The following is a 21,275-nucleotide window of genomic DNA, read 5'->3' on the forward strand; positions in this document are numbered from 1 at the left end:
CCTCTCATTTTAGGCTCTCTCCATATACATTTTTTGAGCGCCTTTTAGCCAAATCATCTCTCCCAATTCCGTCAACGTTTCTATATCACACTCTTTTACTCGTCCAATGACGTTCACTGGCTCCTCGCCACATTTACTTCTCGTCATTTCTGCCCCATAGTAGATGGCTATGACATGTTTTTGCTCTTCGTTTTCTCCTCTTCTCCAGTTGCTCCAATAACACACTTCTCCCAAGCTTGTATAGATCGTTTGATCCTCCGGAGGAATTTTTTGATCGATGGGCAATTCGGCATTGATCTCCCTTCCTGACCATCTGGAATGTACTGCTTCACTTTTAAAAGGCAACATCTTATAAATTTCTCGCGCTGTCCTGCTGTCCTCGTTTAAATGCACAAATAAGCTTTTGCCCGATTGAAATGTGATTTTGATTTTTTTCACGTTTGCTACTCCTTCTCACACATTTATACCTGAATATTCCGACTTATATTTTAAAAAAGGAATTCTTTTGAACCAAAAGAATTCTTTCAAAGATGTCCATCCCTATCCGTCTATATATTCATTTCTTAAATCGCTTTCTATGTCTTCCTGTCTGCGTAAGGAATACTTGCCAAAACCGCCGCCGCCTCCGGTTTTAACAATCACTCGATCTCCTTTGCTCAATTCTTTTCCATTCACCTTTAAAATATGCTCGCTGCCGTGTCCAGAAACAATTTCAACGTCCGGCTCCTGGCCCGGTTCTCCTCCAAAAAGTCCCCATGCAGGTGTTTTGGATCGCTCAAACCACAGTGATACATAAGTTTCGTCACGTAACACTTCATATTCTCTTATAACCCCAAGACCGCCCCTGAACTGCCCTTTTCCACCGGAATTTTTTCTTAAAGCGTATTGGTTGATCCGGATCGGGTATTTGGATTCAAACACCTCAATAGGCAAATTTTTAAAATCTCCACTTACATGGTTAATCAAAGCCGATGGCCCATCGCCGCCTTGGAATGCTCCCCAACCGCCTGCTGTTGCTTCCACACTTAAAAATTCACTGTTATTGTCTTTTCCCGCAAAAGTGACAACCATTGAATCTCCGTAATGGGCGGCCGCTGCTTTTTCCTTCATAACGGGAGAAAGAGCTTTAATGATGAGGTCTATTAATAGACCTAATGGTGTAAAATACCACCCGCAAGGCGCAGGTTCAACGGCATGAAAAACGGTTCCCTCTGGCGCCACGACACGGAGCGTTTTAAAGTTCCCGCCCGTGACAGGAGCACTCGGGCTGATTAGATCTTTAAATGCAACCCTGCAAGCAGAAATTGTCTGGGCATAGCCACAGTTTGTCTGCCCTCTCCTTTGACGGCTTGATCCCGATAAATCAATCGTTATATGTTCGCCTTCCACTAAAACTTTTACTTTTACATAAATAGGTTCATCGTTTGTCCCGTCATTATCAAGATACCCCTCCGCCTCGTATGCTCCATCTGGTATTTTCTCGATGACTTCTCTATCCAACATCTCAGATTGCAAGAAAATATCATGGATACAATGGCCGATTCTTTCGAGACCAAACTTATCTATTAACTCTTTAAATCTTTTTTCACCCGTTCTGCACGCTGCCACTTGAGCATTCAAGTCACCTAAAGCCGCTTCCGGAAAGCGGTTATTCGTTGTTATTAACCGTATAACATGTTCCAGAGGTTTGAAATTTTCATATATTTTCGTAGGAGGGATACGAATGCCCTCCTGGAAAATACTTGTGGCATCCATCGGATATCCCGGATCTTTTGATCCGATGTCAAGCCAGTGGGCTCTTGTAGCGGTAAATCCCACAAGTTGCCCTTCATAAAAAATCGGAGAAAATGTCGTTACATCATTTAAGTGGGTTCCTCCAATATAGGAATCATTTAATATATATAAATCGCCTTCTTTGTACTTCTCTATCCCGCCTATTAAGTCCGTCGTTATTTTAATGCATTCATCCAGGTTGCCGAGGAATATGGGCAATCCGGCCGATTGGCCTAGCAACCGGACCTCTTTGTCAAATAAACAAACACTGCAATCCTTCATTTCATAAATGATCGGGGAAAAAGCGCTTCTGGCTAAACTGGCATTCATTTCATCCGCAGCAGAGATCAGGGCATTTCGCACAATTTCAGTAGTAACGGGATTTTCTAAAAAGTTTTTTTCTTGCACTTTCATGAATATACCTCCTCTTTGCTGAAGATTTTTTCAACTTGAATGTTCTTATTTTCATCAATCAAAACAGCGTATTTAGGCGGAATCACCATTGTCGTGTTCTGATCTTCAATAATAGCCGGGCCTGTCAAATTGTTTCCGTTCATCAAATCCGCCGTTGAGTATATCCCGGTTCTTTTGGCTTCACCACTCCAAAAAGTCTCTCTTGTATGCTGAGGCATTACTGTTTTGCTGTCCTTTTCCTCTTTTTGATGAAACTCCAATTTCTCCAAATCACCTATGGCGGTCATCCTGAGATTCACGATTTCCGTTGGATTATCCGGATTATGATGCCCATATATTTCGAAATGAGCTTGATGGAATAAGCGCTCCAAATCATGTGGATCATCCGAATGATTCACAATGTTGATCGTGTATTCTTGCCCCACATAGCGCACATCCATGCTTTTCTGAAGACGTATTTTATGAGAGCTGATATGCTGCTGGCGCATCATGTCCATACATTCTTCTTTCATTTCTTCATGGGAATGCATTCTGTCTTTATCAACGCTTAACAATAATGAGTGATCATTTCTGACAGAATCAAAACGAATATCTGTTTGCAGCATTCCCCAAGCGGAAAATGTCCCGGATGTGTTTGGAACGAATATTTTTTGTATCCCCAATGACTCGGCAATCATTACCGCATGCATGGGTCCGGCGCCGCCAAAGGCCACCATCGTAAAATCACGCGGATCAATGCCTTTTCTGACAGTCAGAGTCCGGATGGCATCTGCCATCTTCGCATTGGCAATATTACATATGCCTTCAGCCGTTTCTTCGACAGATAACCCAATTTCATCTGCCACAGATTGGATGGCCTTATAAGCGGCTTTCTTGTCCAGTTTCATCCCTCCCCCCAAGAAATGATCCGGATCAATCCTGCCAAGAATTAAATTGGCATCAGTGACAGTAGGTTTTTTCCCGCCGTTGCCGTAACAGGCTGGGCCCGGGTACGATCCGGCGCTCTCCGGGCCGACTCTCAATCCTCCTCCCTCTGTATAGGCGATGGAGCCCCCTCCGGCACCAATCGTATGAATATTCACCATAGGTGAAAGAAGTGGAAAGCCTTCCATCATTGTTTCAGCGGTAATATCCGGTTCCCCGTCAATCGTCATGCTCACATCAAAGCTCGTACCGCCCATGTCTACACAAATTAAGTTTTTTTCATTTATGAGCGCAGAGAGATTGGCACCTCCGATCGTGCCGCCCACCGGCCCGGACATAAGCGTTTGCAAAGGCAGTTGCTTAGCCACCTTTGATGTCATCACACCGCCATTTGACTGCATAATGTAAATATCGTTTGTATATCCGCTTTCAGCGAGCATCGTTTCCAACTTATTTAAATATTTCCTGACGATCGGAGCGATGTACGCATTCATGATCGTGGTGCTTGTACGCTCATATTCACGCCACTCTCTTGCAATATCACTAGAAAGCGAGACTGGGATATTCAGCTCTTTTTCTATCAAATCCTTTACCGCCTGCTCATGGATTGGATTTCTGTAAGAGTGCAAAAAGCAAACAGCGACGGCTTCATAATGGTTTTTTTTCAGACGGTTCACCAATTTTTTAACTTCCTCATCGTCAATTGGCTGTAATATTTCTCCGTCATGGGAAACTCGCTCCGCCATTTCATATATGTGTTCTCTATCAACCAATGGAGCTGGTTTTTTATACTGAATATTATACATGTCCACACGGTTGGCTCTGCCAATCTCATAAACATCCCGAAATCCTTCTGTTGTGACCAATGCAACCTTGGCACCTTTTCTCTCCAACAAAGCATTGAGCCCCGAAGTCGTACCATGCACAAAATATTCAATTTCATTGAAACCCCTTACATATTTACTGATAGATTGCATGACGCCTTCAGCCAGGTTATCAGGTGTTGTCAATGTTTTATGAGTGTGGAAACTCCGGGTTTTTTTATCGTATAAAACCAAATCTGTAAATGTGCCACCTATGTCTACTCCTAAACGGTAACGGTGCATGGTATATCCTCCTCATTTCTTTCAGATATGAACGTGCAGTGAACAATTGTTATGCGCTTACATTATTTCATTCGCAAGCAGTTTTATCTGCTGCGAATCAAAAAACGGCTGGTGTTACAGAGCTGACTAATGTCGTCTCGCTATCAAGCGGATTTTCCCATTTATGAGGAATGGTTGAAGGAAAATGAATGGCATCTCCCTTTTTTAACAAGTATGTTTTGTCATGAATATAAATGAGAACCTCGCCTTCCAATACATAATAAAACTCTTCTCCCGGATGCTGAACCAATTCCGGATCTTTATGTTTTGGATCTAACGTAATAATAAAGGCATCTATTTTTCTTTCTGGGAACTGACTGCTTAATCTGATGAGCGTGGAATCCGAACTGCCTATTCGAAAAGGATGTTGGTCTTTTTTATAAACCGCATAGTTTACATCCCTCTCCTCTTCGAAGAAATAGACCATGGGCACTTCTAAAGCATCTGCTATTTTCTTCAATGAAGTGATCGCCAATGACGTTGTTCCTCTCTCGACTTGCGATAAAAAACTAATGGAAAGACCAGTCGCCGTACTCAGCTCTTTTAAAGTCAGCCTCCTCTCTTTTCTCAACTTTTGAATCTTAATAAAAATGTCCTCCATCAAAATCCTCTCTTCTCTATTTTTACAGTATTACTGAAATTATTTATGATTATACTGTAAAAAATAGAGTGAATCAACCTTTTTTTTAATAAAATTGATTTTTCATGAAAAGGTTTTATGAGGAAGTGGCCGGGACATAAGCAAATACGAAATAGCAAAAACCGAACAATTCATTTATAATTGTCCGGTTTATTTGTGTAAAAAAATCCCCATCATCGCTACGTCAACATATTTCGCTTTCCGTCGGGAGTAAATCAAAATAGTCGCTAGTAAACCCCAAAAGTCGCTTCCCCCAAAAAAGACGAGTAAAATCCCCAAAGGGGAGGATGGATTTGCCGTGATTAAGTTTTCTTCGAGGGTTTCTTGACAGCCTAGGGGCTGGGACATAAGTTGAAAGTTGATTAATATTCGTAAAAATCGTTAGAATAATACCGCGTGAAATCAAGGTTTTAAACTTGATTCCATGCGATTTATTTCATTTTTACAAGGGGACGTCCCGGCCCCTTTATGGCAGTTTTTCTCTAAAAATCTATTGATTACGATCTCACTTTCACCCAAACACTTTTTACCTCGGTATATTCATTCAGCGCATAGCTTCCAAGTTCTCGGCCGATTCCCGATTGTTTATAGCCCCCAAATGGCGCGCCTTCCATTTCCAAGCCGTAGTCATTAATCCAAACGGTTCCTGCCTCGAGACGACTGGCCACATAATGGGCAGTTTGAATATTTTCCGACCAGATTCCGGCGGCCAAACCATAATGACTGTCGTTTGCCCTGCGAATGACCTCTTCTACCGTGTCAAACGGCATCACCACAACGACCGGCCCGAAAATTTCTTCCCTGGCGATGGTCATATCGTCTGTCACATCGGCAAAAATAGTCGGTTGCATGAAGAAGCCTGTATCGAATGCCCGTTTTCCGCCTGCAACCATTTTGGCTCCTTCTTCCTCTCCCTTTTGAACATAGCCAAGGACGCGTTCTAATTGTTTCATGGATATGAGCGGCCCCATTTCCGTTTTATCGTCCAACCCATTGCCAAGAACGAGTTCGTTCGCTTTTTCAACTAGGGCATTCAACACTTGATCATACAATGAACGCTGGACGTAGACGCGTGAACCCGCGCTGCAATTTTGCCCATGATTGTACATGATCCCTTGGAAAGCCCCTTCAATCGCTTCTTCCACATTGGCATCTTCAAAAATAATATTTGGCGATTTGCCTCCGAGCTCCAGGGTTACATGTTTGATTTGATCTGCCGCTTTCTTCATAATGTTTTTTCCCGTGACGGTCGATCCGGTAAATGCAACTTTATTTACTTTCGGATGGGTGACGATTGCTTCGCCTGCTTCGGGCCCGAATCCCGGAACAATATTGACCACACCGTCGGGAAAGCCTGCCTCTTTAAAAAGTCTTGCTGTATAAAGAAGCGACAAGGGAGTCTGTTCGGCAGGCTTGATGACAACAGTGCAACCCGTTGCAAGTGCCGCTCCCAGTTTCCATGAGGCCATTGCCAGCGGAAAATTCCAGGGAATAATCTGCCCCACCACCCCGACTGGCTCATGAACCGTATAATTTAAATATTGTTTAGAGATGGGAATCGTTTGTCCATACAACTTCGTCGACCAGCCGGCATAATAGCGAAAATGGTTCACGGTTCCATCCACATCATCTTCCAGGGCATTTTTAAATGGCTTGCCATTATCAAGCGTTTCAAGCTGGGCAAGCTCTTCTCTGTTCTCCTCCAGCAAATCAGCCAATTTATAGATCAAATGTGAGCGCTCGGCCGTTGTCAAAGCAGACCATGGTCCTTCATGAAAAGCCCTGTGGGCGGCCTCGACAGCCGCATCAATATCTTCTGCCTGTGCTTCGCTCACCGTTGCCAGCACTTCCTCTGTCGCCGGATTTAATGTTTCAAATGTTTTCCCGCTTTTCGCCGGCACAAAATTTCCATTTATATATAGACCAATCGGTTTACTTAAAAAATCCTGTACCTTTTCATTCAAAGTTGCATAAGAAGTAATCATAGATAAGTCTCCTTTTTGTAATAGAATACATTTTTATACAAATCTTTTTCCTTCTAAATAAACTTCTTTTATTTCTTCGAGGTGATTGAGATCTAATAAAGGGTTTTGATCCATTAAAATAAAATCGGCGAAATAGCCTTCTGTAATTTGGCCTGTAGGAATTCCTAATATCTTTCCCGCATTGACTGTCGCCGTTTTCAAAATGTCTCTAGGATTATTCACATATTTATTCATTGTATGAAGTTCACCCAGCAAAGAGGGGTGAGGAGTGGATATGGATCCGGCATCCGAACCGGCGCCAACAAGCACTTGATCAAAAAACTGACAAAATGCTTTCTCGTGCGCCTCTATTACTTTTTTTGCTTTTTCTCGGGCATATAAAGGCACATGCTCCAGACTGGCAAGCTTTTGATAGACTTCCAATGTCGGTACCCACGATGAACCCTTTCTATTCATTAACTCGACGATCTCCTCATCGATATAATGACCATGCTCGATTGAATCTACTCCCGCATTAATAGAGTTGATAATCCCCTCCCTTCCAATGGCATGGGAGGCTACCTTAAGATCAAATCGATGAGCCTCCTCACATATAATCTTTAACTCTTCGTAAGTGAGTTCCGATCTTTCGGCTACTTCGCCTTTGCTTCTGCCATATACTCCTCCGGTGGCGCTTACTTTAATAACACCGGCATGTTTGTATATTTGCTCTCGTGTCGCTTTTAGAACTTCGGAAGGTCCATCCGAAAAACTTCCCCAAAAAGGATCATGTCCGCCCGTCATCGTGATCGTTTTTCCACATGCGACTAATCTTGAACCGGCGATCAGGTTTCTATCGGCTGCTTCGGCCACATGTAAGGCAATATCTTTTATGGAACCAAGATCCCTGATTGTCGTAATCCCTTTCGTTATATATTTTTGGTAATTGGTTACAGCGCGAATGATAATTTGTTCATAGCTTTCTTCCGCGTTCGTTTTAACAGGGTCCGTCTCACCGTCCCAAATAATATGGACATGTAAATCGATTAATCCAGGAAGTAAAAACATCCCGCTTCTATCAATGACATGCTTATCTGATGGAATTTGATCACTTGGTAAAACTTTATAAATCATCTCATCTTTAATCCAAATAGCCTGCTCTTCTTTCAATGCCAGATTTTCACCACAAAAAGCCGTTACCCCATTTATGATAAATTCCATAAACATACCTCCGATAAATGGATCATTTAGTTGCAAATTTTTTTCATCAGATTTTTGCAGACATTGCAATATGTTCAAGGACTCATGAAAAATTTGTCCAATACGGTGACAGGCAGTCACTATTTGTCCTGCGAATCTGCAACAGGCGTATCGGAGAAAGTCCGGATGTATAGTAACTCCCGGATTAACGATAGGTTAAATCTTCTAATTCACGCGGGTATTCGGTGATGAGTCTATGACCATTCTCAGTCAGTATAAGTGTATCTGAGTGTCTAAATCCCCCTATGCCTGGAATAAAAATTCCCGGCTCAATCGTAAATACCATCCCCTTTTTTAACATCAAATCATTATCAAACCGTAATGAAGGCTCTTCATGCGCGGATATCCCAATGCCATGCCCAGCCCTGTGAATGGCGTACTGTCCAAATCCAGCCTCTCTTAACACATTTCTTGATACCTCGTCGACTTCAGCGGCCGTAACTCCCGGTTTAATAAAATCAATTGATGCTTGCTGGGCCAGTTTTGCCGCTTCAAAACCTCTTCTTTGCTCTTTCGTTAATTCGCCAAGGACTACCGTTCTTTCCAGCTCGGCCCGATAACCGTTGAGTGCCACTTGACGGCTATGAATAATCACATCTCCTTTTCGTAGTTTCCTTGTATTTGAAAAGACATGCGGCATGATCGTGCGTTCTATGCCGGAAGGAGACATGGCAAATAAATCCAGTGTTGAGTTTGGATGCTTTTTAGCCGTTTCCTTAAATAAAGCTTCATTTCCTGCCGCATCCATTTCGATTTCCGTGATTCCTTCTCTACACGCCTTTAAAGATTGATCTACCGCCAAGTTGGCAAGCCGGCCCGCTTCCTCTATCAACTTCAACTCTTCTTCATCTTTTATATAACGCATTTCAACGATTTTTTGTCCTACATCAACGAGTGTAAATCCCAACTTCCGGATCCATTCAGCCAGACCCGCGGAAGTCGCACTCATATCGATGCCGATTTTTGATCCTGTCGAATACGGAACGAGCAATTTTTCCAAATGTTGATATGGATGAATACCTTCCTTTGCTTTTTCCGGATGTTCATAATAAGTAAGAATACGATCTATCTTTGCTTCTTCCTTGGCATGAACCTCTTCCAACGCCGGAACGATTAAGCTCGTTGATTTTTCATCTAGCACAAATAGAATGGGACGCGAATATAAGATCGCCTTAAAGGAACTGAGATAATATTGATGATCCGGATTAGAAATGACACAAGCCGCAAGCCCTTGCTCATTCATAAACGTTCTTAATTCATTTAACCGATGGTCTATATTCATTTTTCACCGACCTCCCGGAAGTTTATCATTTGCTTGATGAACGATTGTTGAATCTGTATCCATACTCGCGATATCCTTCTTTTTTGACGTGAGTAACGTGATAATAATGAGGGCAGCGACCGATAACGGCAAAGAAAACAAAACACTGTTCCAATCAAACGGCTTATTGAGTACAAGTTCCCAGAAAAGGGTTGCCATCCCACCAGTAATAATAGAAGCCAGCGCCCCCGCCGTATTGGCTCTTTTCCAAAAAAATGTCGCCATCACAACGGGTGTAATTGCTGCACCATACATCGTGTAAGAATACATTTGTACTTCTAATACACTCGGAAAAAAAGTACCGAGTACATAGGCCAAAATACCAAGCAGTATAACAGACATCCGACTAAAACGTAAATGCTGCCGATCTGTGAGCGTACCCTTAAATCGAGAGTAAATGTCGTAAACGATATTTCCGGCAATGGATAATAAAAAGGAGTTAGCTGTCGTAATGACCAACGCAATGGAAGCAACCAATATCAGTGACCCAACGGGAACCGGTACTGCATTTGCGGCAATATGAAAAATAGAAGTGTCAGATTGAATTTCCGGGTATAACACAACAGCAGTTGTCGCAATAAAGATCGCTAAACTAATAATGATGACATTCCCAAAAAAGAATCCGATTGTTGATTTTTTTGCGGTGATTTCGTCCCTGGCTGCCGAAAATCGATTGTACATATTTTGGTCTCCCAGTATTAATAGGAAGGTCGGTAAAAAGAACCCCAACAATTGCGGGAATGTCAATCCTCCCGACCAGCTTACATGACTGTCAGGCAATGCGGAAACCATTCCAGAAAAACCATCTACCTTGGGCAATAAAAATGGGACAGCGATTAAAAATCCAAACACAATCAATATAGCGCTTACAAAATCTGTGTAAGAGACAGAAAATAGTCCACCTGTTACAGCTAAAAATATGACAAAAACAGCAATGAGTATCGTGCCGGTTTCAGGTGATATGTCAGTCGTCATACTCAGTATGACTCCTCCGCCTATGAATTGGTAAGCGGTAATGCCCACATACGCCAACAGGATAAAAACAGTGGCGACAAGCCGAGTAGTACTTCCATATCTATTCTCCAACATTTCTGGTAAAGTATTTTTCTTCAATAATCGGGCCTTATCGGCAATGAAGTATAAAATCATGATCCCAATAGGTCCACCGGCAAAGTAAATAATAGAGGCGAGAGGCCCGTATTGAAAAATAAAACTGGCCCCTCCGACTATTGTTCCTGATCCCACCCACGTGGCAAGCAATGTTCCAACGAGGATAAAACCCGGCAATCGCCGCCCTGCTATCATAAAATCCTCGGTATTTTTAACTTCGCGCTTAGCAAAATACATTCCTAAGAAAACCATGCTAGTTAAATACACAATAACAATGATTAAATGAACATTCATGGCTTACCACCCCTGGTAGAAGATTGACATTTTACTAAACCATGTAATCCTGTCCTTTCCACTGAATTTCGCAAACATCATATTCTTTTATTTTACTGTGGCGAGTGTAATGTTTAATTGAGATAAAATATCTCTCAACTGCTGTTCTTCAGCCGGCGACAATCCCAGTCTTGGATAGCGCGACGGTCCGCCGGCCTGCCCGGTCAATTCCAGAGCCCGCTTGACAATTTGGACATATTTCCCCGATCCTTCAAGGAAATGACAGAGAGGAAGAATGCGGTCGTTGATTTCCCAGGCCTTGTCAATTTCACCATTTTGGAAGTAGTGAAACATATCTGTCACCAGTTTCGGCACAATATTGCCCGCTACGGACACCCAGCCCGTTGCTCCGACGAAATAAGATTCCATGACCAGCTCTTCAGCTCCGCAAAACACTTCAATGTCGCCTTTTCCTTCACGGGCGAGGTCTCTCGCTTTCTGAATATCGCCGCTCGATTCTTTGACATGTGTAATGGTTTCACATTCTCTTGCAAGCCGCAGCATCAACTCCGTGCTCATATCGATGCCGGACAGACCTGGATTGTTATACAGCATGATCGGAATATCCGTTTCTTTGGCAACTTCTTTAAAATGAAAATAGATTTCTTCTTCCTTCGGTTTGCAATAGTAAGGATTAATGATCAAGGCGGCGTCCGCGCCATTCGCTTCCGCCTGTTTCGTGTATTCGATTGTTTCTTTCGTCGTTTCGGACGCTGTCCCAACCATTACAGGAATTCGTCCGTTTACTTCTTGAACCACCGTTTCAACCATCTTATATTTTTCTTCTTTCGTCAGACTGACAAACTCTCCGGTGCTCCCATTGATAATGACTCCAGCCACACCTTGGTCGATAAAATAATGTATATTGTTCTTAACACCTCCCCAATCAATCTCCTGATGTTCATTCATCGGGGTAATTAAAACCGGAAAAGCTCCCCTGATTTTTGACATTTTACTTCCTCCATTCATTATGTTATAGACTTGCAATTTGTTGATCCGTCTCTTCACTGTCCGAATCGTTCGTATACCAAATAAACTTATTCGTAAACCCGTAAATCAACGTAATGAATACAGCCAAAAAGTTAAACCATAAAAAGGGAAGGTAGGACAAAGTGCTTACACCTAATACAGTGGCCATATATACCCCGCCATCACTCCACGGCACCATCGGCGTCGTAACCGTTCCGCCCGCTTCTGTATTTCTTGAAAGCACCCGCCGGTCAATGCCAAGACGATCATAGTTTTTTTCGGTAATCTTACTCGCCGTGATAATGGATACGTAAGCAGCGCCTCCAAAGAAGTTCCCAAAAAATCCGGAAATGATCGTAGAAAGTGTCACTTTCCCCGCATTATCCGCCCAAGCAAGCATCGTGTTGCAAATAACCTGCAATATGCCGATTTTCTCCATCAAACCGCCAACGCCAAGAGCAAACAAAATGAGAACAATGACATCAAGCATGGAGACAATCCCGCCCCTGTTGAGCAAATTGTCGATAAAATCGACGCCCGATTCAATCGCAAATCCGCTGTAGGAAGTTTTAATCGCATCCAGTATCGTCATATCTTGAAATAGAAAGGACCAAATGGCTCCGAGCAAGGCACCAAAAGCAATCGTCGGAATCGACGGCTTTTTCATGGCTAGAAGGATAATAACAATCACGGCAGGAATGAGCATATACCAGCCAATATGAAAATGCTCCTGCAATGAAGCCATCGTCGCTTCTGCACGGCTTAGGTCGCCGCTTTTGTTCACGTAAAACAAACCGGTAAAGATAAATAACAAGCCCGTTAACACCCAAGCGGGAACACTGACATACAGCATGGATTTGATGTGCTCAATCAAGTTTACTTTCGTCAATGAGGCCGTCATAATCGTCGTGTCTGAAAGCGGAGACATTTTATCTCCAACATAAGCTCCGGAAATAACGGCCCCTGCCACAAGCGCCATCGGTATTCCAAAACTGTGTCCAATCCCCATCATGGCGATGCCGGCAGTGCCCGCTGTGCCGAATGACGTTCCGGTTGCCAGCGATGTCAACGTACAAATAACGAAAGCGGCAAATAAAAAGATCGTCGGATTAATAATGGTGAGACCATAATAAATGATGCTCGGAACGATTCCGCCGGCAATCCATGTACCAATCAACGCCCCCACCGTAATGAGGACCAAGACAGCTTCCAAACCGTTATGAATCCCCTTTAAAATGCCATCCTGCAAATCGGAATACGTGTAACCGATTTTAAGGCCGACAAGCATAATGACAAACCAGGAAACGAACAATGCCAATTGAATCGGAAGGCCAATTTGCGCAACAAACACGTACATGATGACAATAAAACTCACTAACACAAAGATTACTTCAGGCAGATTGGGAAGACGCTTTTCTTTTACCATGGTTTTCCTCCTCATTTTTCATAAACCAGGAATGCCATTACTTAAGCAAAAAACCGTCAGGCAGAGGGTCCGTTGGATCGAGGATAAACGTTTGCGCCCCTGTCATAAACCCTCTCGCACGTATACTGAACCGATTGTCGCCGTCGACTTGAAGCAAATTTGCTTCAAGAAAACTTCCAAAAATGCTTTCATTCACTAGCCGTTGTTCCGACCGGATTTCCCCTTTCCCCACCAGACTTGTAAAACAGGCCGCCGTCGAACCGAAGCCCGGCGAACGGACGAGCCATCCGTCCTCCCGGAACGTGACTGATTTCACCCTTCCCTTGGATGCTTCCGCCCAATCCATTAACACAACCCTTTCAACTGCGCGTTCCCTTGCCAACTTTTGAACAGCCTGTCGTCCCCATTCTTTTAATTCTGAAAGATTGGCGAGTTCCAGCACGGCGCCAACTTCTTTCGCGTCAAACAGAGCATACAAATGCTCCCCCTGCACGAGGGTATACATTGTCTCTAAAAAAGGAATGTCAGACTTCACAAGAGTAAACGAACCTGTCTCCACAATAACGGATACAACCTGTTCCTTTTCCATTACCGCCGATGCAAAAACGATGCCTTGAACGGTTTCTATCAAATACTCGCTTGATTGTTTCTCCTTTAAGCGGCCATTTTCAAGCAGGGCAGTAGTGATGGCGGCAACTCCGGCATTATGAACAGGCAATGTGCCTTCATGATCAAAAAAGATAACAGCCACATCCGCTTCTTCACTGACAGGCGGAACAACGAGACAGCCGGTGATCCCCGCAAAACCGCGCGGCTCTTTTACAAGCAATTTCATTTCTTCTGAAAAAGTGGCCGGCAGCTGCTCCTCCAATTGTTGCAGACTTCTGTAATGAACGAGTGGCACATCATGGATGATCCGAAAAACTTCGCCTGCCACATGCACGTCAGTCGTGTGATACATTTTTTGCAGTTTCATGTCACATCCTCCGTTTCATGCTCCATCGGCGGAATAAGAAGAAACCCTTCCCTAAGCGGATCTTCCTCATTGTAGAAAAAGCGGTGCATGCCCATCAGCCAGGCCGATCCCGATATGTTTGCCACAACCGCGTCCATTCCTTGGACTTGCGTTTCATGAAGCACACGCCCTGTAAATAATGTGCCGACTATACTCTCATGGACAAATTCTTCTTCTATCCCTATTTCGTCATTGGCATAAAGAACAGCCAGCTTGGCAGAAGTCCCCGTCCCGCACGGTGAACGGTCGATCCCGCCCGGCGGGACGACAACGGTGTTTTTTACATCCGCTTCTTTATGCGTTGGCTCCGTAAAAAATTCCACATGGGTCAATCCCCTGATAAACGGAAATTGCGGGTGGACCACTTCCGTTGATTCGTTGATGGCGTTACGAATGTTGATCGCCTTTGCAATAATGTCGGAAGCGTTTTCAGGAATCAAATCGAGTCCCACTGATTTGGCGTCAATAATCGCGTAAAAGTTTCCCCCGTACGCGATATCCGCCTGTACCTCGCCAATGCCTTCCACATCAACGCTGACGCTCTTTAACAAAAAGGATGGCACATTGTTAAAAGAAACGGTGACCGCCTTTCCGTTTTCGACAAGGATATCCACTTCCACCAACCCGGCCGGTGTATCCAATGTCAAGGAGGTCACAGGCTCTTTTACAGAGATGAGCCCCGACTCTGTCAAAGCTGTGCAGACGCCAATCGTATCATGGCCGCACATCGGCAAATATCCGCCTGTTTCAATGTAGATGACGCCGATATCCGCCGCGGGATCGCACGGCTCTGTCAAAAGCACTCCCGACATCACATCATGCCCTCTGGGCTCATTCATGAGCAGCTTGCGGATCCAGTCATACTCTTTTTTCATGTACAGCATCTTCTCCGACATCGTGTTTCCTTTTAGTTCGGGAAGCCCGCTGATGAGAGTTCTCGTTGGATTTCCTCCTGTATGTGTATCTATCGTTGTAAACACTTTTTGCGCCTTCAAATACTTGCCACCCCTTTCTGAAAACGATGATAGCTTAAAGGTTGAATCGGAATACTGGTCTCTTTTTCATTCATGAGCTCCTCCACAACTTTCCCTGTGACAGCCGCCAGGCTGATTCCATCCCCCTCATGTCCTGCCGCTATGTAAAAATTTGGAATCTCATCCACTCGCGACACAATCGGCAAATGATCTTCCGTGTACGGCCGGAGACCTGCGTAAGTACGGATCATCATCATGTCAGCCATTTTTGGATAAAAGCGAATCGCTCTGCGGGCAATACATTGAATGACTTCATGCTCTACCTTCGTGTTAAAACCGACAAATTCCCGGCTGCTCCCGATTAGAAAATTTTGGCTTTCCGTCGGTTCAAAGACAAGCGCCACCCCATATTTCTCTGTAAGCGGATCAACCCGGCGCTCCCCGCCAAACTTGGAAATTAAATAGCCAAACTCCATCACTTTACGCAAACCGATCTGTTCTTGTCTGGAGGCGACAATGATATGCCCTTTCCTTGGCTTGATCGGAATCGACAGGCCCAGCATTTCCCCGATTTTAGGCGCCCAGACGCCAGCGGCATTCACCACATGGTTAGCGGTAAACATTCCGTTTGACGTATCAATGGAAAAAGACCCGTCTCCTTCCTTTTTTACACGCCTCACCTCTGTATGTTTCCAAGCCTCTGTTCCTTGCTCCTTTGCCGCTTCCAACAATGCAAAAGCAAGCATATATGGATTGACGGTTGAATCTGTGGAACATTCCAAACCCCCAAGCAAGTCGTCAGCAAAATACTTGGACTCATGCCGTATATCATTTCGGTCCAACATCCGAAACGGCAATCCTGCCGCTTTTTGGCGTTCCACCCATTGCTCCGCAGCTTCCATTTCTTCTTCAGATTCACAAACAAGAATACTTCCTGGTGCGCGGTATTCAAATGGATAATCCAACTGGCGTGATAAGTCAGCGACAAGCTTCTGGCTGACCAAAGACATCTGGCTGTCAAAACCCGGATCTTTATCTATAGCCAAAATATTTCCGTCACAACGAGAAGAAGTGCCGCTTACAAAATCTCCTTTTTCAACAAGGGTCACTTGCCGACCGGATTTGGACACGTAATAGGCGATAGCACACCCGATAATTCCGCCGCCGATGATGAACACATCACAATGTTTCAAAGCTGTTCCTCCCTTCGGTGCTTACTTTTTATAGGTTGCAAATACTGTGCCAGGTCGCTCCGCCGGCCACATGAGAAAATCAATATTACTTTCGGGAAAATTTTAAAAACTTGAACATATTAGTGTATAATAATCTTTACACTGTAAAATTTTTTATATATAAGGGGTGGAATCATGGCTCTTTCGCTGCCAACTATCCGTGAAGTGCTGCATACGAAAATACGGCCTAACAACATGGACTATATATTGGAAAGAGACGGGCGCTTTTTTTACCAAAAAAGTCCGTTTGAAAAAGAATGGCGATGTAAAACGGTATACGAGGACGACACTTTTATGGCATTAACCAATGCGTTCCAAGAAACTTTCGTCACAGTGGTGCTTGATGCCAATGACAAGCCGAACGGCTATATTACCGCAGCTCAGATGATCCAGTTTCTCTACACCTCCTTTCAACATGTAAGCGCTTTTTATGAAGCAGTCATCAACACATCAGATTCTTCGGTGACGGCCATTGACGCCGACGGTCGTGTCAAAACATGGACAAAGGGCGCAGAAGAAATATTTTCGATTAAACAAGAAGAAATATTGGGACGGTTGATTACGGACTTTTTTGAACCTGACAAACTGGAAATCTTGCATTCTCTTCACGAAGGGAAAAGCATTAAAAACAAACAACATCATCCGCGTTCCGACTTATTTGTACTGATCAATTCCAATCCCGTCTATTACGAAGAGGAAATCATTGGGGCGGTGGTGTCGGAAACGGATGTCACCAGCCAAGTAGTACTCAATGAAAAACTGTTTAACATGTCCTTTGAAGTACACCGCCTCGAGCAAGAGGTCGCGAAATACAGAAAAACAAACGATCCGTTCAGCACTATTAAAGGAAAAAGCAGAATCCTCCAGGAAACAGTGGATTTGGCAAAAAAAGTGTGTGCCGTTAAGTCAACCGTCCTGATTTTAGGGGAAAGCGGCGTTGGAAAAGAAGTGTTCGCCAAAGCCATCCATGATGCAAGCGAAAAAGAAAGCGCCCCATTTATTTCCGTTAACTGTGGGGCCATACCGGATTCTCTCTTTGAAAGTGAAATGTTCGGTTATGAACGCGGGGCCTTTTCAGGCGCCAGCCAAAAGGGGAAAAAAGGAAAGATTGAACTGGCTAACGGAGGAACTTTATTCCTCGATGAAGTGGGAGAAATGCCGCTTGACATGCAAGTAAAATTATTACGGGTGTTGCAGGAGCAAAAATTTTACCGAATTGGCGGTGAAAAGGAAATCAATATTGATTTCCGTATCATTGCCGCAACAAATCGAAACTTATCGGAGCTCGTGAAAGAAGGAAAATTCCGTGACGATTTATTTTACCGTTTAAATGTCGTCAGTGTCCAAATTCCTCCTTTACGTGAGAGGAAGGAAGATATTATTGAACTGACAAATCATTTTTTAAAAGAGTTGTCTATTCGCTACGATCGTCCCATCCAAGATTTTTCCCCCGAAGTTATGCATTCCTTATTACAGTATGACTGGCCGGGCAATATTCGGGAACTGCGCAATGTCATCGAACGGCTTGTCGTTTTTGCGACGGACGGTATCATCAAAAAAGAGTATTTGCCTTTCGTTCCGGACAGCTTCTCTGATCAAAAACAGCTGCCCAAATGGGAAGAGCAAGAACAACACCAAACCATTTTGCCGCTTCAGACCGAAATGGAAAAGCATGAAAGAAAAGTGTTGGAGCGGGCCTTAAAGATCGTAGAAGGAAATAAAGCGGAGTGCGCCAAGCAACTCGGCATCACACGAGCCACCCTGTATAACCGGCTAAAGCGCCTTGGACTTGACTGAATATCCTCCCTTTGTTGGTACAGTTTTTGCATTATAAACTTGCATAGACAGCAAAAGGAGGCAAAGCCTATGACTGGCAACGAGAACTTGGTCATTTGCCGATGTGAGGAAGTCACTTTCGGACAAATTCAAACAACTGTTGAAACATATACATGCAGTGCAAGGGAGTTAAAGCTCAGAACGCGGGCAGGAATGGGTTTCTGTGGAGGCCGCACATGCAGGGTGACACTTGACCGGCTCATTGAAGAGGTACTGCCGGGCATCTCCGTTTCAGACATTCCGTTGAAATACCAGCCGCCTGTCAGACCGGTCACTTTCGGAACGGCAGGTGATCTTGATGACTAGAATTATTGACCACCCTATTTTAGGCAAAATCGAACATAGAAAAAAAATTCCTTTTCAATTTGACGGAGAAACATATACCGCTTACGAAGAAGAAACAATCGCGGCCGCCCTTTTAGCCAATGGCATCCGCCAACTCCGTGTCCACGAACAAAGTGGAACACCTCGCGGATTTTACTGTAACATTGGCCATTGCATGGAATGCCGTGTCACCGTCAACGGGAAGGCAAATCAACGCGCCTGTCTTACGATTGTGAAAAAAGATATGGCTGTTGAGAGCGGAAAGCAGCATCCCAATATGATTAAAGAGATGGTGGCAAAAAAATGAGCGATGTTATTGTGATTGGCGCCGGACCCGCAGGACTTGCAGGAGCCATTGCCTGTGCTCAACACGGCCTAGAGGTAACAGTACTCGATGAGTTTATAAAGCCGGGCGGCCGGCTGCTTGGACAGCTACACGAAGAAAGACCGGGAAAATGGTGGAACGGAATAGAAGAATCGAAACGCCTGCATGAAAAAGCAAAACAATTGTCCGTTCATATACACTGCGGTGTTTCAGTCTTTGATTTGGAAAAAGCCCAAAAACTTTGGAAAATCCATACAGACGCCGGAACATTTGATGCTCCTTTTATATTACTTGCCACTGGAGCAGCCGAATTTCCAATCCCCATACCCGGCTGGACATTGCCGGGTGTGATGTCTATTGGAGCCGCCCAAGTGATGACCAATGTCCACCGGGTTCGGGCAGGGAAAAAAGGGATCATTATCGGAGCAAACATACTATCCTTTGCCATATTAAATGAACTGCAACTGGCCGGCATTCGTGTGGAACGGATCATCCTCCCAGAAAAAAACGCGCTCAGTCAACATGCCGCTATACCGGAAAATGTCATGGAATCCCTGCTCCATGCTTCCCATTTGGCTCCTTCGCGATTTTTGCGCATTGGCAGCCGCTTGATGAAGCGTCCTGCTTTCCGAAACTGGGGTCTTCAATTTTATCCGAAACAAGGCATAAAAGTAAACGGCACTTCCCTCCAACTCCGAAAAGCGGCTGTTGAAATTGTGGGAAAGACAAAAGTGGAAGGGGTACGAACCGTCAATATTGATTCCCGGGGAAATATCATGTCAAATTCGCAAACGGAGTACGAAGCGGACTTTGTTTGCATCGCGGGCGGGTTATATCCACTTGCTGAATTGGCCGCAGTCGCCGGCTGTCCGTTCCGGTATATTCCTGAATTGGGAGGGCATGTCCCTGTTCATTCAGAAACAATGGAAACACCGCTTGAAGGCCTGTTTGTGGCGGGAAATATCACCGGGATTGAAAGCGGAAAAATTGCCATGGCCCAAGGGACTGCCGCCGGACTCTCGATTGCAAAACAGGCGGCAAAAGAGTCCATGATCATTGATCAAAAATTGGATGAGGCCGTACGAGCTATCCAGGAAACCAGGCAGGCGGCCGCCATTCAATTTTCACCAAACATCCAACAAGGCAGAGAGCGCATGAAAAAGATTTGGGAAGAGCTTTCTGCCGAATAGGCTCATAAAAAAACAGGACCGGGCAGGTCCAGTTTTTTTATGCTGATTTGATATTTATGGCAATCTCTTGGCGTACCCTCATGGTTTTAAAAACCTGGCCAATTCACGAACTAACATCTTTACTGTTCATATACTACTTCACCAGTTCTGGATACATCATAACCGAGGGATTGCAATTCTTCTTGAAAAGATTTATTTTGTAAAATCGCCTGCACGTTGCCGATGAGCTGTTCATTTTCATTTGTTTTTAATATGACAAGATCATAGCTTTCTGTCATCAAGGGGATAAAATCAATATTCGCAACTTTGGCCGTATGTTCAATGCCGACACCGACATCGGCTCTTCCATTGGCCACGCTGCTAGCCACTCCCAAATGGCTTGTTTGAATATCTCCATATCCTTTTACGTGTTTTTTCGATATACCGTTAAGCCGCAGTTGTTCGTCTAGCAGCACCCGGGCTCCGGCCCCCTTCTCACGATTAATCAGCTTTAAACCAGCCTTGGCCAAGTCCGGCCAACCCCTTATTTGCAATGGATTTCCCTTTGCCACATAAAGCCCGGCCCTGCGGCCGATCAAGTTCATCACAATAAAGGATTGACTGACAAGCAGCTTTCTTATGTAGGGAATATTATATTGAAGTGTATCACCGTCGAGCAAATGCGTACTGACAATATCCGCTTTTCCCAAATACATGGCAATCAAGCCGTCAAGGCTGCCCGCGTAAGAACGCAACGGACGATACTGGTTTGTGTTCGATTCGATCTGTCTGGCCAAAATATCGAGACTGCTATCCTGGCCGCTGATCACGACTTGACGCACTGATCCTTTTACCGTTTTTTCAGCTTCCACTTCCGGAGCAGATTTCACTTCCAGTGTCCGTAATTTGTAATGCTCCAGCTCATTCGCATCCACACGCATTTGCCGTCCTACCCGGAACGCTTTCAATTCCCCTTTTTTAATTAAGTCATAAACCGTCAATTTGGAGACTTTCAAGAGCCGGGCAATCTCTTCCGTTGTAAAAGACTCATTGTGTGCCATCAACAACACCTCAATACATATAATCACTCTATTTTATCATTTACTTATATGTTCAAGCTA

The 21,275-nt window shown here is 44.3% G+C and carries 18 protein-coding genes; 4 read left to right on the forward strand and 14 right to left on the reverse strand.

The window, feature by feature from the left end:
- Positions 1 to 9: 9 nt before the first annotated feature.
- The 13 genes from NST31_RS06460 to NST31_RS06520 form a co-directional block, all read right to left on the reverse strand.
- Positions 10 to 438, reverse strand: coding sequence for a cyclophilin-like fold protein (locus tag NST31_RS06460; protein WP_077113623.1), 429 nt, complete (start codon positions 436 to 438; stop codon positions 10 to 12).
- 102 nt (positions 439 to 540) lie between these two features.
- On the reverse strand, positions 541 to 2,187 hold the full coding sequence (locus NST31_RS06465) for a hydantoinase B/oxoprolinase family protein (protein ID WP_339164652.1): 1,647 nt from the start codon (positions 2,185 to 2,187) through the stop codon (positions 541 to 543).
- On the reverse strand, positions 2,184 to 4,217 hold the full coding sequence (locus NST31_RS06470; RefSeq protein ID WP_339164653.1) for a hydantoinase/oxoprolinase family protein: 2,034 nt from the start codon (positions 4,215 to 4,217) through the stop codon (positions 2,184 to 2,186). Before NST31_RS06470 ends, NST31_RS06465 begins: the two co-directional genes overlap by 4 nt.
- A 97-nt stretch (positions 4,218 to 4,314) precedes the next feature.
- The gene (locus tag NST31_RS06475) at positions 4,315 to 4,857 is read right to left on the reverse strand and encodes a cupin domain-containing protein (RefSeq protein ID WP_339164655.1); all 543 of its coding nucleotides are present in this window, start codon (positions 4,855 to 4,857) and stop codon (positions 4,315 to 4,317) included.
- 536 nt (positions 4,858 to 5,393) lie between these two features.
- Complete coding sequence (locus NST31_RS06480; protein ID WP_339164656.1) at positions 5,394 to 6,881, reverse strand: aldehyde dehydrogenase family protein; 1,488 nt, start codon at positions 6,879 to 6,881, stop codon at positions 5,394 to 5,396.
- Positions 6,882 to 6,914: 33 nt separating this feature from the next.
- Complete coding sequence (locus NST31_RS06485) at positions 6,915 to 8,081, reverse strand: amidohydrolase family protein (RefSeq protein ID WP_339164658.1); 1,167 nt, start codon at positions 8,079 to 8,081, stop codon at positions 6,915 to 6,917.
- A gap of 184 nt (positions 8,082 to 8,265) precedes the next feature.
- Positions 8,266 to 9,402, reverse strand: coding sequence for a Xaa-Pro peptidase family protein (locus NST31_RS06490; protein ID WP_077113569.1), 1,137 nt, complete (start codon positions 9,400 to 9,402; stop codon positions 8,266 to 8,268).
- A 3-nt stretch (positions 9,403 to 9,405) separates the two neighbouring features.
- Entirely contained in the window at positions 9,406 to 10,845 is a 1,440-nt protein-coding gene (locus NST31_RS06495) for a sodium:solute symporter family protein (protein ID WP_205179061.1), read from the reverse strand.
- An 87-nt stretch (positions 10,846 to 10,932) separates the two neighbouring features.
- The gene (gene dapA / locus NST31_RS06500; RefSeq protein ID WP_077113571.1) at positions 10,933 to 11,835 is read right to left on the reverse strand and encodes a 4-hydroxy-tetrahydrodipicolinate synthase; all 903 of its coding nucleotides are present in this window, start codon (positions 11,833 to 11,835) and stop codon (positions 10,933 to 10,935) included.
- A gap of 22 nt (positions 11,836 to 11,857) precedes the next feature.
- On the reverse strand, positions 11,858 to 13,279 hold the full coding sequence (nhaC, locus tag NST31_RS06505; RefSeq protein WP_339164660.1) for a Na+/H+ antiporter NhaC: 1,422 nt from the start codon (positions 13,277 to 13,279) through the stop codon (positions 11,858 to 11,860).
- Positions 13,280 to 13,316: 37 nt separating this feature from the next.
- A complete protein-coding gene (locus NST31_RS06510) occupies positions 13,317 to 14,255 on the reverse strand; it encodes a proline racemase family protein (protein ID WP_339164661.1) in 939 nt (312 codons plus the stop codon).
- Complete coding sequence (locus tag NST31_RS06515; RefSeq protein WP_205179072.1) at positions 14,252 to 15,289, reverse strand: proline racemase family protein; 1,038 nt, start codon at positions 15,287 to 15,289, stop codon at positions 14,252 to 14,254. Before NST31_RS06515 ends, NST31_RS06510 begins: the two co-directional genes overlap by 4 nt.
- Positions 15,286 to 16,461 (reverse strand): FAD-dependent oxidoreductase, encoded by a 1,176-nt coding sequence (locus NST31_RS06520; protein ID WP_339164663.1) that lies wholly within the window; start codon positions 16,459 to 16,461, stop codon positions 15,286 to 15,288. The genes NST31_RS06515 and NST31_RS06520 overlap by 4 nt, the downstream gene beginning before the upstream one ends.
- A gap of 174 nt (positions 16,462 to 16,635) precedes the next feature.
- Between NST31_RS06520 and NST31_RS06525 the strand changes: the two genes are divergently transcribed.
- The 4 genes from NST31_RS06525 to NST31_RS06540 all read left to right on the forward strand — a co-directional run bounded on the left by NST31_RS06525 (position 16,636) and on the right by NST31_RS06540 (position 20,175).
- Positions 16,636 to 18,297, forward strand: a complete 1,662-nt coding sequence (locus NST31_RS06525) for a sigma 54-interacting transcriptional regulator (RefSeq protein WP_339164665.1) — start codon at positions 16,636 to 16,638, stop codon at positions 18,295 to 18,297.
- Between the two features lie 69 nt (positions 18,298 to 18,366).
- A complete protein-coding gene (locus NST31_RS06530) occupies positions 18,367 to 18,642 on the forward strand; it encodes a (2Fe-2S)-binding protein (protein ID WP_077113577.1) in 276 nt (91 codons plus the stop codon).
- On the forward strand, positions 18,635 to 18,967 hold the full coding sequence (locus NST31_RS06535; RefSeq protein ID WP_205179085.1) for a (2Fe-2S)-binding protein: 333 nt from the start codon (positions 18,635 to 18,637) through the stop codon (positions 18,965 to 18,967). The genes NST31_RS06530 and NST31_RS06535 overlap by 8 nt, the downstream gene beginning before the upstream one ends.
- Positions 18,964 to 20,175, forward strand: a complete 1,212-nt coding sequence (locus NST31_RS06540) for an FAD-dependent oxidoreductase (RefSeq protein WP_205179087.1) — start codon at positions 18,964 to 18,966, stop codon at positions 20,173 to 20,175. Before NST31_RS06535 ends, NST31_RS06540 begins: the two co-directional genes overlap by 4 nt.
- Before the next feature lie 119 nt (positions 20,176 to 20,294).
- Here NST31_RS06540 and NST31_RS06545 read toward each other — a convergent pair whose 3' ends face one another.
- Positions 20,295 to 21,215: a substrate-binding domain-containing protein gene (locus tag NST31_RS06545; protein WP_205179089.1), complete on the reverse strand. Its 921-nt coding sequence runs from the start codon at positions 21,213 to 21,215 to the stop codon at positions 20,295 to 20,297.
- Positions 21,216 to 21,275: the final 60 nt, after the last annotated feature.

The organism is Siminovitchia sp. FSL W7-1587 (assembly GCF_037963795.1).
Lineage (GTDB): Bacteria > Bacillota > Bacilli > Bacillales > Bacillaceae_C > Siminovitchia > Siminovitchia thermophila.

What these genes read in the sequence shown, in the direction of transcription:
- NST31_RS06530 (WP_077113577.1), top strand. Translation starts at nt 18,367, where the DNA reads ATGACTGGCAACGAGAACTTGGTCATTTGCCGATGTGAGGAAGTCACT.
- dapA (WP_077113571.1), bottom strand. Translation starts at nt 11,835, where the DNA reads ATGTCAAAAATCAGGGGAGCTTTTCCGGTTTTAATTACCCCGATGAAT.
- NST31_RS06475 (WP_339164655.1), bottom strand. Translation starts at nt 4,857, where the DNA reads ATGGAGGACATTTTTATTAAGATTCAAAAGTTGAGAAAAGAGAGGAGG.
- NST31_RS06485 (WP_339164658.1), bottom strand. Translation starts at nt 8,081, where the DNA reads ATGGAATTTATCATAAATGGGGTAACGGCTTTTTGTGGTGAAAATCTG.
- NST31_RS06545 (WP_205179089.1), bottom strand. Translation starts at nt 21,215, where the DNA reads ATGGCACACAATGAGTCTTTTACAACGGAAGAGATTGCCCGGCTCTTG.
- NST31_RS06480 (WP_339164656.1), bottom strand. Translation starts at nt 6,881, where the DNA reads ATGATTACTTCTTATGCAACTTTGAATGAAAAGGTACAGGATTTTTTA.
- NST31_RS06465 (WP_339164652.1), bottom strand. Translation starts at nt 2,187, where the DNA reads ATGAAAGTGCAAGAAAAAAACTTTTTAGAAAATCCCGTTACTACTGAA.
- nhaC (WP_339164660.1), bottom strand. Translation starts at nt 13,279, where the DNA reads ATGGTAAAAGAAAAGCGTCTTCCCAATCTGCCTGAAGTAATCTTTGTG.
- NST31_RS06490 (WP_077113569.1), bottom strand. Translation starts at nt 9,402, where the DNA reads ATGAATATAGACCATCGGTTAAATGAATTAAGAACGTTTATGAATGAG.
- NST31_RS06535 (WP_205179085.1), top strand. Translation starts at nt 18,635, where the DNA reads ATGACTAGAATTATTGACCACCCTATTTTAGGCAAAATCGAACATAGA.
- NST31_RS06525 (WP_339164665.1), top strand. Translation starts at nt 16,636, where the DNA reads ATGGCTCTTTCGCTGCCAACTATCCGTGAAGTGCTGCATACGAAAATA.
- NST31_RS06510 (WP_339164661.1), bottom strand. Translation starts at nt 14,255, where the DNA reads ATGAAACTGCAAAAAATGTATCACACGACTGACGTGCATGTGGCAGGC.
- NST31_RS06495 (WP_205179061.1), bottom strand. Translation starts at nt 10,845, where the DNA reads ATGAATGTTCATTTAATCATTGTTATTGTGTATTTAACTAGCATGGTT.
- NST31_RS06540 (WP_205179087.1), top strand. Translation starts at nt 18,964, where the DNA reads ATGAGCGATGTTATTGTGATTGGCGCCGGACCCGCAGGACTTGCAGGA.
- NST31_RS06470 (WP_339164653.1), bottom strand. Translation starts at nt 4,217, where the DNA reads ATGCACCGTTACCGTTTAGGAGTAGACATAGGTGGCACATTTACAGAT.